This is a genomic window from Qipengyuania rhodophyticola (assembly GCF_042493225.1).
GTDB lineage: Bacteria > Pseudomonadota > Alphaproteobacteria > Sphingomonadales > Sphingomonadaceae > Erythrobacter.
The window spans coordinates 1,899,936-1,913,079 of the sequence record NZ_CP170454.1 but is presented as its reverse complement, the minus strand read 5'-3'; the positions used below and the strand labels follow the sequence as shown (position 1 = coordinate 1,913,079).

Here is a 13,144-nt window from a genome sequence, read left to right as displayed (position 1 = left end):
AGCCGCCAACAGTCAATGGGGCCTTATGGTTTTTGCCAAAAGCCCCGGGGGCGGCACTCCGCCCGAACATAAGAAATGATTTATGAAGATACATGACCTGATTACCACGACCGAAGCGCTCAGCGATTTATGCGAGCGTCTGGCGAAGAGCGAATTCGTCACGGTCGACACCGAATTTATGCGCGAAAACACTTATTGGCCGGAGCTTTGCCTCGTGCAGATCGCCAATGAGGAAGAGGCCGCAGCCGTCGATCCGCTGGCCCCGGGCATCGATATGAAGCCGCTGCTCGACCTGATGACGGACAATCCCGACGTCTTGAAGATTTTCCACGCTGGTGGGCAGGATGTAGAGATTATCTATAACCTCACCGGCAAAACGCCGCAGCCGATCTTCGACACACAAATCGCAATGATGGCCATCAGCCAGTCTGAGCAAATCGGCTATGCCAATATGGTCGAAAGCTGGCTCGGCATTACCGTCGATAAGGGTGCGCGCTTTACCGATTGGAGCCGCCGCCCGCTAACCGATCGTCAGATCGAATATGCGATCGGCGATGTCACGCATCTCTCCAAGATATTCCCGATGATCCTCGATAAGCTGGTCAAAACCGGGCGCGGCGCTTGGCTCAATGCCGAGATGGACAAGCTCGCTGATCCGGAAAATTACCGGACGGACCCTGAAATGGCGTGGAAGCGTATTCGCTCGCCGGGTCGCAATCCGGCAGTATTGGGCCGCCTGAAGGCCCTTGCAGGCTGGCGTGAGGGCGAAGCGCAGCATAAGAATATCCCGCGCGGGCGCATCATGCGCGACGAGACACTGGCCGATATTGCCAGCCATCCACCGAAGAAACAGGCCGACCTGGGCAAGGTGCGAGGCCTATCCAATGCATGGCGTGATAATGACATTGGCAAGCGGATGCTCAAGATCATCGAAAAGGCTGAGCCTCTTTCAAATAAAGAGATGCCGCAAAAGATGAAGCGCGGGGCGCCTTTGGGCAAAGAAGGCGCTTTGGTGGCGGATTTGCTCAAGCTGCTTCTAAAAATCCGCGCGCGAGAAATCGACATTGCGGCGCGGCTGCTCACCCGGACTGACGAGCTGGAATCGCTTGCCGCCGGGGTACGCGACCTGCCAATCCTGCAAGGCTGGCGCAAAGATGTGTTCGGTAGCGACGCGCTTGATCTGGTTGAGGGCAAAGTCGCCTTTGCAGTCAAAAACGGCAAGCTCTTGATGACCAACGTTGATGATATGGCAGACGATATGGCGGACAACGGGTCGGCCAAACACGCTGAAGCGCAGGCAGCGGAATGACCGAGAGCGGCAGGAGCGAAGCGCGATGAGCACTTACCTGCCCACCATCAAGCAGCTTCAATATCTCGTTGCGCTGCATGAACATGGCCATTTCGGCAAGGCGGCCGAGGCAAGTTTCGTGTCGCAATCGACGCTGTCCTCTGGGATCCGAGAGCTTGAATCGCTGCTTGGGGTAACTCTGGTTGAACGCAGCCGGCGTGTCGTTCGCTTTACCAGCCTGGGCAATCAAGTGGTCGACAAGGCGCACCGGATCCTGCGCGAATCGGAAGAACTGTCCGATCTAGTGAAAGCGGCAGGCAAGCCACTGGTGGGGCAGCTTCGTATGAGCGTCATCCCGACGATCGCGCCGTTCCTGCTGCCGCGTATCTTGCCGCGCCTGCGCAAAGAACGCCCGGATCTCAAGCTATTCCTGCGCGAAGAAACCAGCAACGATGCGGTCGAGTCGCTGCAACATGGGCGGGTCGATTGCGTTCTTCTCGCCCTTCCCTTTGATACTGGCGAGGTGGAAAAAGCGCATATCAGCGAGGATGCGCTGTTCGTCGCATTTCCCAAGGATGACCCGCGCGATCCCCCTGCCCGCATTGATCCTGCGATGATTGATGAAGGCCGCTTGTTATTGCTCGAGGATGGGCATTGCCTGCGCGATCATGCACTTGCCGCGTGCAATCGCCCAGAACTGCGAGCTAGCGCGGCGATGATCGGGACCAGCCTGCATACGCTAGTGCAAATGGTCGACAATGGTCTGGGGCTCACCATGCTACCCGAAATGGCCGTTGATGCGGGGGTGTTGGCCGGCACAGATGTGGTTGCAAGGCCGCTCAAATCGGGCACGGCTACCCGCGAAATCGCGCTGATCTGGCGCAAGAATTCCCCTCGCGCGGACGATTTCAAACTGTTGGCGGAAGAACTGAAGGCGGGCTGACCGCCCCTCATTAGAACTCGAAAAATTCCGTGCGCAATTCCGAATCGCGCCGGACAAAGAGCCAATCGACCTGCACGAGATCGACGCCATTGGGGCGGCTTGAGCCCGACAAATCATAGGGCACAAAGCCGTGATCATCCATATACTGAATGACCTCAAGAAAGGTCGGCGCGCCTTCATTGTAATGCAGGACAGCAATCTCCAGCTGTACCAGATCGCAGCGTTTGAGAGTTTCCTCACCGCCCGAAAGCACTTTTAATTCAGCGCCCTGCACATCGATCTTAAGAAAGATCGGACCTTTGATATCCTGCGCTAGGTGATCAAGCGTCTCGGTTTTGAGAGTGAGTTTCTCACGATCCACATTGCTGCGTTCCGGCATCATCGACGAACCGGTTTCCATCGCGAAAAATGTGATCTCCTCGCCGCGAGTGCCGCTAAGCACAGCCGATTCCAACCGCACTTGCGGCAGCTCTGATACGACGGTTTGCAGGATGGGAATCTTGGCGGGTTGGGCCTCAACCATCATCACAGGCGTACCGGGAAAAACCGAGCGCGCCAGACGCGTCCAATTACCCTCATACGCACCAACATCGATAATCGATGCTGGTTTGTAGCCTTTGCGCGCCAAGCGTTGATACGCTTCTTCTTCAGGCGCTGTGTATGCCCGACCCAATAGTTTTGCGAACATGACGGCCGTTGTAACGACGCTTTGCCAAGGAACAAGGCTTTCATGGAAAGGGTTCTAACGCAGGACAGTCGCTGGCGATGTTCCTAACGCGGCACTCTAAACCTCAATCCATGTGCTTGAGGCCTACCCGCAGATAGTCCCAGCCAGTAATACAAGTCAGCACAGCAGCAGCCCACAAAGCGGTCAGCCCAACCAGATGAATCCAGGTCTCTTGCACAGAGGCGCAGGCGTCTCCCGGCACTTGGCATGGCTGGCCGTGGATCGCCCCGCCCCCGATTAGCGCGCCCAGCGCCACCAACTGAAACGTCGTCTTCCATTTCGCCAGCTTGCTCACCGGAACCGAAACCTGAATACCGCCGAGAAACTCGCGCAAGCCAGACACGGCAATTTCCCGCATCAGAATGACCAGACCCGCGATGACATGAAAATCGCCCACATATGGCCCGCGCAGATAGCCCTGAGCCGTCAGCACAAGTATAACCGTTGCGACCATGATCTTGTCGGCAATCGGATCGAGAAAGATACCGAGCTTTGAGACCGTACCCTGTGCCCGCGCAAGATATCCATCGAAGAAATCCGTGATCGCAATCAGGCCGTAAAGTACAAAGCCGATCGCATATCCCAGCTGCCATTCCGGCCACCACAAGAAGAACGCGAGCAGTGGCAGCGCCACAATCCGCGAGAGGGTCAATATGTTGGGTAGTGTCAACATGATCCCCCTGTAGCGAGCAAATCGCGCGGGCAAAAGGGAGCGAATTAGCTTGCCCGCAAACTATTGTGCTTTAGACACATAGGTCACCCCATTGGTCACCACGCTTGGAGCTTTATGACCACATCGACGCATTTATTGCGCCGCCGGCGTTTTCTACCGCTGTTCGTGACTCAGTTGTTCAACGCGTTCAACGACAATCTCTACAAGACCGCCATGGTCCTGTTCGTGGTCTACACCGTCTATAGCGATGAGAGCCAAGAGGGCATTTTCAGTGCGGTTGCAACGGGGTTGTTCATGCTGCCGTTCTTCCTGCTTTCGGCGGTTGCGGGGCAATTGGCCGATATGCGCGATAAGGCGCGCATTATCCGCACCGTAAAGTTCTGCGAGATTATCTTGATGCTGATTGGCGCGAGCGGGCTCTATCTCGCTTGGCAGGGTATCGCGGTGGATGAGTTCGCCATTCCTCTGATGATGCTGGCCCTGTTTCTAACGGGCGTTCAGTCAACATTTCTCGGACCAATCAAATATGCAATTTTGCCGCAGCACCTTAAAAAAGAAGAAGTGCTTGCAGGCACTGGCTTGGTCGAAGCGGGGACTTATATCGCTATCCTAACCGGTACTATTATCGCCGGTTGGATTCCTGTCGAATGGGCAGCGGGCGGCATCATTTTTACGGCTATCGTTGGTTATATGGTCAGCAGGCAAATCCCTGCTGCCCCGCCGCTCGGCACAATAGAGAGGATCGATTGGAACATCTGGCGCGCATCATCCAATCTCATTCGTGGGACCATGCATGATCGCCAGATCTACTACGCGATCATCGCGATCAGTTTCTTCTGGACCATTGGCGCAGTACTGACGATCCAGTTCCCGCCGCTTGCCAAGAATACGCTTATGGCCAGCAAAGAGGTCGCCAGCCTGTTTTTAGCCGTGTTCTCTGTCGGGATCGCGATTGGATCGGTTTCGATCAACGCCTTGCTCAAAGGCACTGTATCGGCACGTTATGCGCCTATATCAGTCATATTGATGGGCGTATTCGTTGTGGCATTTTACCTTGTCTGCCGGCTCTGGGCAGCCAACGCGCCGACCGAATTGATGGGTGTGACCGAATTTATTGGATGGCCAATGGCGACAGCGCTGCTTCTCTGCCTTTTGGGCATCGCGATTGCTGGCGGAATGTTTGTGGTGCCGCTCTACGCGTTTCTCACGACACGCGTCGCAGCAGATCAGGCCGCCCGCACAATTGCGGCGAACAATATCGTCAATTCTGGGGCGATGGTCGCAGGCGCACTGATCGCCATGAGCCTTAGCTTTTTTGGCATCCCGATTGCCGAACAGCTGTTGCTGAGCGCGGGCATGTGTATCATTTCAGCTTGGCTTGGTAGGCGCCTCTTGAACGCAGAGCGTGAAGCCCAAAGCGCGCCTGCCTAAAGAATGAAGGCCAGCGTCGCTGCGAATGTCGCGAAGTAAGTCGTTGCAACACCGCGGATATCCCGTGCGGTCAGACGCCAGAACGGCTCCTGCCTGGCATCATCAACCGGCCTAAATATGTATGACGGAAGGCTCGCCCGAAAACGGTTGCGAGCGGTCTCATTTGTCAGAACAAGCGAACGTCTCATAAGGCACCTGTTAACGCGCTGCTAACCATCGTGTAACGCGCGAATCCACGTTTGAACCGATTTGGGACGGTTCGAAACCGTGTTAACCATATATGCTCACAGGTCTCTTGATAGATCATTGCGCAGGTGATTGCAGCACGCGCTGCGATTGCCTGAAAAACTCAGCAGCGCTAACGCCAATAGCTATGAGCACTTCACGCCCCGCACCGCCTACCCCTGATGCCGCTAGACTGCTGGTAGAATGCCTTGCCGAGCAGGGGTGTGACAGGATTTTCACTGTGCCCGGCGAGAGTTTTTTGCCGGTTCTCGATGCACTGCATGATATAGGTGCGATTGATGTTGTTACTTGCCGGCAAGAAGGCGGCGCAGCCTTCATGGCCTGCGCGGACGGAGCAATGACAGGACGTCCCGGCGTTTGCTTCGTCACGCGCGGCCCCGGCGCGACCAATGCCAGCATCGGCGTGCATGTCGCGATGCAGGATTCCCAGCCGATGATCCTGTTCGTTGGCGATGTTGATAGCCAAATGCGCGACCGCGAAGGTTTTCAAGAACTCGACTTTGCCGCCTTCTTCGGGCCAGCCTGTAAATGGGCTGCACGGATCGACAGCGCAGATCGGATCCCGGAATACATAGCGCGTGCGTATTCTACCGCAATTTCGGGACGACCCGGCCCTGTCGTGCTGGCTCTGCCCGAAGATATGCTGAGCTCTGCAACTCGCTCCAATGCCAAGCCACGCCCGTTTGTTTCTCGGCCAGTACAATCGCCCAGCCCCGATGCGATGCAGGCGATGATGCCTCTGATTGCCGAGGCAGCCAGTCCAATTGCGATAATCGGTGGTGCTGGCTGGAATCCCGACGCCCGTGAGCACTTCCAAAACTACGCGGAGACAATCGGACTCCCCGTCGCGACCGCCTTTCGCAGGCAAGACGCGACTAGCCCCTCCAGCCCTGTCTACGCCGGCAATCTTGGCTATGGCCCTAACCCCAAACTGGTGGAGCGGGTCAAAAACGCCGATCTCGTGCTGGCAGTGGGAGCGCGCCTGGGTGAGGCGACGACCGATGGCTACACCGTTCCGCCATTGGACGATGCCAAGCGCAAGCTGATCCACGTCCATCCCGACCCGAATGAGCTGGGCAGCGTTTATCCTACCGACTTGTCAATCTGCGCCAGCATGGATGAATTCGCAAAGCACGCAGCGCTGTTAGCTGGCCGAGCAATCACACAATCCGCCGCAGGAAGCGAAGCTCACGCCGAATGGGAGGCTTGGGCCACCGCTCAGCCAAACGATCACGCGCTCGATATGGGCGCCTGTGTCACCTTTATGCTCGGGACACTGCCAGCCGACACAATCATCTGCAATGGCGCAGGCAATTTCTCAGGCTGGTGGCACCGATATTGGCGGTATGAAGGCTTTCCCACGCAGCTTGCGCCAACCGCCGGCGCCATGGGGTACGGCGTGCCAGCTGCTGTGGCCGCTGCCCGACGCTTCCCTGATCGCACCGTGGTCGCAGTCGCAGGGGATGGCGATTTCCTCATGAATGGTCAGGAGCTTGCAACCGCGGTCCAGCATGATTGCGACCTTATCGTGATTGTGGTCGACAATTCGGCTTACGGCACAATCCGCATGCATCAAGAACGCGAGTTTCCCGAGCGTGTCTCTGCGACCGAACTGAAGAACCCTGATTTTGCAATGCTGGCGTCCAGCTTTGGCGGATGGTCAGCGACCGCGAAGACTACGGAAGAGTTTCAAACAGCTTTGACTCAAGCAGAAGGCCTCTCGGGGCTGCGCCTTATTCACTGCATCATTGAAATCGAGCAATTGGCGGCCAGCGGCGCGAGCATTAGCGGCCTGCGCAGCGGTTAGAGCTGGCGATCAGCCCTCAGACATTGCGTTGATAATCTTCCACTCTTCCGGAGTGATCTCTGCCACCGATAGCCGCGACAGACGAACAAGCTCACACTCGGCCAGCTTGGGCTCAGCCTTGATCTGTTTGAGCGTGACCGGATTGGCCAGTTTTCGCACCGGCTTGAACTTCACCGTATCCCATGTGCCAGTGGGGTCTGTTGGGTCCTTGAGATCAGCAACCGACACCTCGCAAATCCCAACAATCTCAAGCCCTTCACGCGAGTGATAGAAGAAAGACTGATCGCCCACCTCCATCGCTTTCAGATTGTTCTTGGCCCGATGATTACGAACCCCGTCCCACACCTCTTCCTTATCGCGGATTAGGTCATCCCAGCTATATTTGAAGGGCTCTGATTTAACCAACCAGTAACGGGCCATTACGTTCACCTTTGTGTTTATGACGAGCATGCTCGACCAACGTCAAAGCGGCTCTCGCTCAAATCGACAAGCCCCTAAAGAGCAAATTTACCGCAATTTTAACTAGTTCGCTTCATAGGGGCACGGTTGTGAGAACCTAATGATGAGAGCCCGGGGGTTGGTTTGGCTGCCAAAGTAAGGACATTTCGTGAGGCGCTGGGACAAAAGTTCTCATCGTCGAGCGACATAGAGCACGACTTTGTGACAACCGGCATCGCGATGGGTGCGATCATCCTGTTCATCGGCACTGGCGGCACAGTTCTCCCTCAGCTCGTGCGTGCTTGGCAGGGCCTGGCATCGCAACCTGATCTTATTTTTACCAACGCGCTTCTGCTCAATGTCGCGCTTGTTCTTCTAGGCTGGAACAGGCTCAAGGCCTTGAAAGCAGAGCTGGAAACTCGCCGTATTTCCGAAAAGGAGGCACGCCGTCTCGCCGACGTCGACCCCCTCACAGGCTGTTACAATCGGCGCAGCATTGGTCCGGAAATTGCCAATTTGATCGATGACGCAAAAGCAATCGATAACGATGTCGCAGTGATCTTGCTTGACCTCGACAATTTCAAGCAGGTCAACGATCTGAACGGCCATATTATTGGCGACACGGTGCTAAAGAAAATTGCAGAGCGTATCGCCGATACTCTTCCCGCAGATGCCTTGCTGGCGCGGCTTGGCGGCGATGAATTTGCCTGCGCGATCCAATACAAATCGGGTCAGCGTGATCGCGTAGAGCACACAGCAGCACTGCTCATCGACCGTACCTCCAAACCGCTTCACTTGGATGATCTTTCAGTCGAAGTGACGATCTCTATCGGCATTGTTGGTGAAGCTGATGTAGAAACTTCCGGCAACCGGATCGAGGACGCTCAGCAGCTGATCCACAAGGCGGACATCGCCATGTATCAGGCAAAGAAACAGGGCAAGAACAGAATGTTCTGGTTCGAGCCTAGCATGGAATATGAACTACGGTTCCGGAACGATCTGGAAAATGGCATTCGCAAAGGCATTCGCGAAGGCGAGTTTCTTCCCTTTTACGAACAGCAGATCGACCTCGATACAGGCGACCTCGTCGGCTTTGAAATGCTGGCACGGTGGCAATCGCCAGAACTCGGTACAGTTGGCCCTGATGTCTTTATTCCCATCGCGGAAGATATCGGGCTCATTTCCGAATTATCTGAAAAGCTCATCGCGCAGGCATTTCAAGATGCGCGGCTCTGGCACCCTGATCTGTCTCTCTCGGTCAATATCTCACCAGTGCAATTGCGCGACCCATGGTTCTCACAAAAGCTCGTGCGCTTGCTGGTCGAGCACAATTTCCCCGCATCGCGCCTCGACATTGAGATCACCGAAAGCTGCCTGCACGAAAACATTGGCATGGCCCGCAACATGATCACCAGCCTGCGCAATCAAGGTGTGAGAGTGAGCCTCGACGACTTCGGTACGGGCTATTCAAGCCTAGCGCAATTGCGCACACTTCCGTTCGACCGCATCAAGATTGATCGCAGCTTCATCAGCGAGCTGCGCGATGAAGGCGCTAGTGAAAAGCTGGTCGATGCGATTATTTCCATGGGCAATGGCCTCAATATGCCGATCACGGCAGAAGGCATTGAGAATGACGAGATCCTTGGTGTGCTCAAGAGAATGGGCCAATTGAAAGGCCAAGGCTACCACTATGGTCGCCCAGAACCCGCCGAGGCAGTCCGCACGCGTCTGGCCGAAGCTGGCCTGCTGGTAGCCGAAGAAGAAGTGGCGGCGATGCAGCCCAGCGATATGCTGGCGATGAGCCGCGAAATGCCGCGTCGTTTCTCACACTAAGCTGAATACCGCAGTAAACCATCTCTAGACGCGCGGGCACAGGGCGCATAATGCCACGCGCGATATGCGCGTAAATTTCACAAAAATGCATGGCCTCGGCAATGACTTCATCGTGCTTGATGCGCGGGAAACTGCCCTGCCCGATATGACCGCACAGATCGCCCGCGGGCTCGCTGATCGCCATACCGGCATTGGCTGTGACCAGCTGATCGTTTTGAGCGCTTCGGATGCAGCCGACTTTCGCATGCGGATATTCAATCACGATGGCGGCGAGGTGGAAGCTTGCGGCAACGCCTCACGCGCGGTTGCCTTGCTGCATGGCAAGGCTGCGCAGGTCGAAACCGGAGGCGGCATCATTGGCGTTACGCCGAGCGCCACTGGTGCCAGCGTCGATATGGGTCAGCCGAGTTTTGAATGGGAGAAAATACCGCTGGCTTATGCGATGGACACGCACGAAATGCCGCTTGGCTGGGAAACGCTTGAACAACCCACAGCCGTGAATGTTGGCAACCCGCATGCGGTGTTCTTCGTCCATGATGTGAACATGATTGAACTGGAACTGATTGGTCCGATCGTCGAAAAAGACAGCGTTTTTCCTGAGCAGGTCAACGTAAATGTCGCAAGCATAACCGGTCCGAGCTGGATTGAGCTACGCGTGTGGGAACGCGGGGTTGGCCTCACCCGAGCCTGCGGTACGGGTGCATGCGCCACTGCGGTGGCCGCTATGCGGCGCGGTCTGACCGATCGGACCGTCACAGTGGCCTTGCCCGGCGGTGAGCTCACCATTGAATGGCGCGAAGATAATCACATTATCATGACTGGCCCAGCGACGAAGAGCTTTCATGGCGTGTTTGAATGGGATGATTTTGCGTGAGTGACCTAGCCACCAAAACGCCCGCAAAAGCGCCCCCAAGCGTACCAGAAGTGATTTCGCTCGGCTGCCGCCTCAACCTGTCTGAGAGCGAGCGTATTCGCGCCATGCTGAGCGGCGAGCAAGATGTCGTGGTGATCAACAGCTGCGCTGTGACGAGCGAGGCGGTCCGCCAAACCCGCCAAGCCATCCGCAAGGCGCGCCGCGCCAATCCTGATGCGCGGCTGATGGTCACTGGCTGTGCGGCGGATATCGAACGCGAACAGCTATCCGCGATGCCCGAAGTCGACGGGCTAATCGCCAACACTCAAAAACTAGACCCGCGCGCCTGGAATGTGCCCAGCGAAGCGTCGCCCGTCCCAGCGCAGCACACCCGCGCCTTCATCGCAGTCCAGAACGGCTGCGACCATGCCTGCACTTTCTGTGTCATCCCGCAAGGTCGCGGGCCAAGCCGCTCGCTGAGCATCGCTCAGGTCCTCGCCGAAGTTGAGCAACACCTCGCGCAAGGCGCACCAGAAATCGTGCTGACCGGAGTGGATGTGACCAGCTGGGGACACGATCTGCCTGACACACCGCCTCTGGGAACGCTGGTTGAGGCGATCCTCAAGGCCTGCCCTGCGCTCCAGCGGCTGCGCATGTCCTCGCTGGATGGGATCGAGATCGATCCGCTGCTGTTTGAGCTGTTCGCGAGCGAGACGCGCCTCATGCCGCACCTCCATCTCTCGCTACAGCATGGGCATGATCTCATCCTTAAACGGATGAAGCGCCGCCATTTGCGTGGAGATGCAATTGATCTGGTCACGCGGCTCAAGGCGCATCGCCCTGATATCGCCATTGGAGCAGACCTTATCGCAGGCTTCCCGACGGAGACTGAAGAGCACCACGCCGTAAACCTCTCGATCATTCGCGAGCTGGCCATCGTTCATGGGCATATCTTTCCCTATTCGCCCCGTCCGGGCACGCCTGCTGCACGTATGCCGCAGATCGAGCGTCCCATTATCAAGCGCCGCGCGGCTGAGCTTCGCGCCGCCGTCAGCGAGGTCCGTGCAGAATGGCTCACGACCCTCGTCGATAAGCCGCTCAGCGTACTCGCCGAAAGCGATGGAACCGGCTATTCGCCTGACTTTGCGCGGGTAAAGCTGCCGGAAGGCGCGCAGCGCGGCGAAATCGTCATGGTCACGCCATCGGCAATTGAAGAAGGCATTTTGACATGAGCGGAACGAGTTGGACCGACCGGCTGTTCGGCGGTTTCCGCAAGACATCGGACAGGCTCACCGAAAACCTCACCAGCGTGGTGGGCACAGCGAAGCTCGATGATGCGACGCTGGACGATGTTGAAGACGCGCTGATCATGTCCGACCTCGGGCCGTCAGCCGCCGCGCGCATTCGTGCCAAGCTATCGGACAAACGCTTTGGCCTTGAGATCAGCGAAACTGATTTAAAGGAGGCGGTCGCAGAAGAGATCGCCGCGATCCTGCGCCCGGTTGCAAAACCACTGGAAGTCACCGCCTTCCCGCGCCCGCAAGTCTTGCTGGTGATTGGCGTCAATGGCTCGGGCAAGACAACCACCATAGCTAAGCTCGCACACCTCTTCCAAGAGGATGATTACGGCGTGATGCTAGCCGCGGGCGACACCTTCCGCGCCGCCGCCATCGGTCAGCTTGCAACATGGGCGGAGCGGATTGATGTGCCGCTTGTGCGCGGGCCAGAGGGCGGTGATCCGGCGAGCATTGTGTTCGACGCGGTCAAAGCGGCGACGGAAAAAGGCACCGACGCACTGATTGTCGACACCGCAGGCCGCTTGCAAAACAAGAGCGAGCTGATGGATGAGCTTGCGAAAATCCGCAAAGTCTTGGGCAAGCTCAATCCGGAGGCACCGCATGATGTGGTGCTAGTGCTCGATGCTACAAACGGCCAGAACGCGCTGAGCCAAATTGACGTGTTTAAGGAGGTCGCAGGCGTCACGGGTCTGGTCATGACCAAGCTCGACGGAACGGCGCGCGGCGGCGTTCTGGTCGCGGCTGCAGAGCAATATGGCCTGCCGATCCACGCGATTGGTGTGGGTGAGAAGATCGATGATTTGCGCCCGTTCGACCCCGATCTGGTCGCGCGGGTGATTGCTGGAGTTGCCTGATGAGTTCTGATGCACCTGAAACGGCGGAGCGGGCGGCACCGGCGGCAAAACCGAAATCTGGCTGGCTCAATATCCTGGTCGATTACGGCCCGTTGCTCGTCTTCCTTGGCGTGTACAAATGGTACTCACCGGATGAACCCGGCCCCATTGGCGAGATAGCCGCGGTTATCAAAGGCACAATTGCCTTTATGATCGCGGCGGTGGCGGCGCTACTGTTCTCAAAGTGGAAATTTGGCCGAGTCTCGCCGATGCTCATGCTGTCGACTGCGTTGATCGTGGGCTTTGGTGTCCTGACGATATGGCTGCGCGACGAGCGCTTCATCCAGATCAAGCCAACTGCCATCTATGCATTCTTCGGCATCGCTCTGCTCATTGGCTATTGGCGCGGGAAAGCGCTTTTGCAAATCCTGCTAGAAGCCGCGTTTGAAGGCCTTTCCGATGAAGGCTGGCTCAAGCTTTCACGCAATTGGGCCATCTTCTTCCTCGCGCTAGCGGGCCTCAACGAGGTGCTGCGTAGTCAGTTCAGCTTTGAAAGCTGGCTCTGGGCAAAGTTCTGGGTGTTTATGCCACTCAGTTTCCTCTTCACTTTCAGCCAGATACCGATGCTGCTGAAGCACGGCCTGTCACTGGAAGATACAGATGAAGTGCTGAAAGATGAACCGCCAACCGGGTAAGACACTGAGTTTTCCTTCATATAATGGTAGAACCAATCGACAGTTAGGATTTACTCATCTTTAGCGGTCATTTGCTATC

At 56.8% G+C, this 13,144-nt stretch carries 13 protein-coding genes; 9 read left to right on the top strand and 4 right to left on the bottom strand.

Annotation, left to right across the window (positions count from 1 at the left end; all coding sequences use genetic code 11):
• The first annotated feature begins 82 nt into the window (after positions 1-82).
• Both rnd and ACFCXQ_RS09135 read left to right on the top strand, forming a co-directional pair.
• Positions 83-1,309, top strand: coding sequence for a ribonuclease D (gene rnd, locus ACFCXQ_RS09140; RefSeq protein ID WP_379549891.1), 1,227 nt, complete (start codon positions 83-85; stop codon positions 1,307-1,309).
• 25 nt (positions 1,310-1,334) lie between these two features.
• A complete protein-coding gene (locus ACFCXQ_RS09135) occupies positions 1,335-2,231 on the top strand; it encodes a hydrogen peroxide-inducible genes activator (protein ID WP_379549889.1) in 897 nt (298 codons plus the stop codon).
• Between the two features lie 10 nt (positions 2,232-2,241).
• Here the strand turns inward: ACFCXQ_RS09135 and ACFCXQ_RS09130 are convergent, their stop codons facing one another.
• Complete coding sequence (locus ACFCXQ_RS09130; RefSeq protein ID WP_379549887.1) at positions 2,242-2,919, bottom strand: FkbM family methyltransferase; 678 nt, start codon at positions 2,917-2,919, stop codon at positions 2,242-2,244.
• Between the two features lie 103 nt (positions 2,920-3,022).
• Positions 3,023-3,631 (bottom strand): CDP-diacylglycerol--glycerol-3-phosphate 3-phosphatidyltransferase, encoded by a 609-nt coding sequence (gene pgsA / locus ACFCXQ_RS09125; RefSeq protein WP_379549885.1) that lies wholly within the window; start codon positions 3,629-3,631, stop codon positions 3,023-3,025.
• Positions 3,632-3,745: 114 nt separating this feature from the next.
• Here pgsA and ACFCXQ_RS09120 point away from each other — a divergent pair, with 114 nt between their 5' ends.
• Positions 3,746-5,062 (top strand): MFS transporter, encoded by a 1,317-nt coding sequence (locus ACFCXQ_RS09120; protein ID WP_379549883.1) that lies wholly within the window; start codon positions 3,746-3,748, stop codon positions 5,060-5,062.
• On the opposite strand, the gene ACFCXQ_RS09115 is transcribed toward ACFCXQ_RS09120, so the two are convergent.
• Positions 5,059-5,250: a hypothetical protein gene (locus ACFCXQ_RS09115; RefSeq protein ID WP_379549881.1), complete on the bottom strand. Its 192-nt coding sequence runs from the start codon at positions 5,248-5,250 to the stop codon at positions 5,059-5,061. The two genes, ACFCXQ_RS09120 and ACFCXQ_RS09115, sit on opposite strands and share 4 nt — an antisense overlap.
• 185 nt (positions 5,251-5,435) lie before the next feature.
• On the opposite strand from ACFCXQ_RS09115, the gene ACFCXQ_RS09110 reads away from it, so the two are divergent.
• Positions 5,436-7,115, top strand: a complete 1,680-nt coding sequence (locus ACFCXQ_RS09110; protein ID WP_379549880.1) for a thiamine pyrophosphate-binding protein — start codon at positions 5,436-5,438, stop codon at positions 7,113-7,115.
• 9 nt (positions 7,116-7,124) lie between these two features.
• On the opposite strand, the gene ACFCXQ_RS09105 is transcribed toward ACFCXQ_RS09110, so the two are convergent.
• Positions 7,125-7,535 carry an EVE domain-containing protein gene (locus tag ACFCXQ_RS09105; RefSeq protein ID WP_379549879.1) on the bottom strand — a complete coding sequence of 137 codons (411 nt, stop codon included), beginning with the start codon at positions 7,533-7,535 and terminating at the stop codon, positions 7,125-7,127.
• A gap of 240 nt (positions 7,536-7,775) precedes the next feature.
• Between ACFCXQ_RS09105 and ACFCXQ_RS09100 the strand changes: the two genes are divergently transcribed.
• The 5 genes from ACFCXQ_RS09100 to ACFCXQ_RS09080 all read left to right on the top strand — a co-directional run bounded on the left by ACFCXQ_RS09100 (position 7,776) and on the right by ACFCXQ_RS09080 (position 13,065).
• Positions 7,776-9,386, top strand: a complete 1,611-nt coding sequence (locus tag ACFCXQ_RS09100) for a putative bifunctional diguanylate cyclase/phosphodiesterase (protein WP_379549877.1) — start codon at positions 7,776-7,778, stop codon at positions 9,384-9,386.
• 64 nt (positions 9,387-9,450) lie between these two features.
• Positions 9,451-10,260 (top strand): diaminopimelate epimerase, encoded by an 810-nt coding sequence (dapF, locus tag ACFCXQ_RS09095; RefSeq protein WP_379549875.1) that lies wholly within the window; start codon positions 9,451-9,453, stop codon positions 10,258-10,260.
• Positions 10,257-11,471 (top strand): MiaB/RimO family radical SAM methylthiotransferase, encoded by a 1,215-nt coding sequence (locus tag ACFCXQ_RS09090; protein WP_379549873.1) that lies wholly within the window; start codon positions 10,257-10,259, stop codon positions 11,469-11,471. Before dapF ends, ACFCXQ_RS09090 begins: the two co-directional genes overlap by 4 nt.
• On the top strand, positions 11,468-12,391 hold the full coding sequence (gene ftsY / locus ACFCXQ_RS09085) for a signal recognition particle-docking protein FtsY (protein WP_379549871.1): 924 nt from the start codon (positions 11,468-11,470) through the stop codon (positions 12,389-12,391). The genes ACFCXQ_RS09090 and ftsY overlap by 4 nt, the downstream gene beginning before the upstream one ends.
• Entirely contained in the window at positions 12,391-13,065 is a 675-nt protein-coding gene (locus ACFCXQ_RS09080; RefSeq protein WP_379549869.1) for an inner membrane-spanning protein YciB, read from the top strand. Before ftsY ends, ACFCXQ_RS09080 begins: the two co-directional genes overlap by 1 nt.
• The last annotated feature ends 79 nt before the right edge of the window (positions 13,066-13,144 follow it).

What these genes read in the sequence shown, in the direction of transcription:
- rnd (WP_379549891.1), top strand. Translation starts at nt 83, where the DNA reads ATGAAGATACATGACCTGATTACCACGACCGAAGCGCTCAGCGATTTA.
- ACFCXQ_RS09135 (WP_379549889.1), top strand. Translation starts at nt 1,335, where the DNA reads ATGAGCACTTACCTGCCCACCATCAAGCAGCTTCAATATCTCGTTGCG.
- ACFCXQ_RS09130 (WP_379549887.1), bottom strand. Translation starts at nt 2,919, where the DNA reads ATGTTCGCAAAACTATTGGGTCGGGCATACACAGCGCCTGAAGAAGAA.
- pgsA (WP_379549885.1), bottom strand. Translation starts at nt 3,631, where the DNA reads ATGTTGACACTACCCAACATATTGACCCTCTCGCGGATTGTGGCGCTG.
- ACFCXQ_RS09120 (WP_379549883.1), top strand. Translation starts at nt 3,746, where the DNA reads ATGACCACATCGACGCATTTATTGCGCCGCCGGCGTTTTCTACCGCTG.
- ACFCXQ_RS09115 (WP_379549881.1), bottom strand. Translation starts at nt 5,250, where the DNA reads ATGAGACGTTCGCTTGTTCTGACAAATGAGACCGCTCGCAACCGTTTT.
- ACFCXQ_RS09110 (WP_379549880.1), top strand. Translation starts at nt 5,436, where the DNA reads ATGAGCACTTCACGCCCCGCACCGCCTACCCCTGATGCCGCTAGACTG.
- ACFCXQ_RS09105 (WP_379549879.1), bottom strand. Translation starts at nt 7,535, where the DNA reads ATGGCCCGTTACTGGTTGGTTAAATCAGAGCCCTTCAAATATAGCTGG.
- dapF (WP_379549875.1), top strand. Translation starts at nt 9,451, where the DNA reads ATGCGCGTAAATTTCACAAAAATGCATGGCCTCGGCAATGACTTCATC.
- ftsY (WP_379549871.1), top strand. Translation starts at nt 11,468, where the DNA reads ATGAGCGGAACGAGTTGGACCGACCGGCTGTTCGGCGGTTTCCGCAAG.
- ACFCXQ_RS09080 (WP_379549869.1), top strand. Translation starts at nt 12,391, where the DNA reads ATGAGTTCTGATGCACCTGAAACGGCGGAGCGGGCGGCACCGGCGGCA.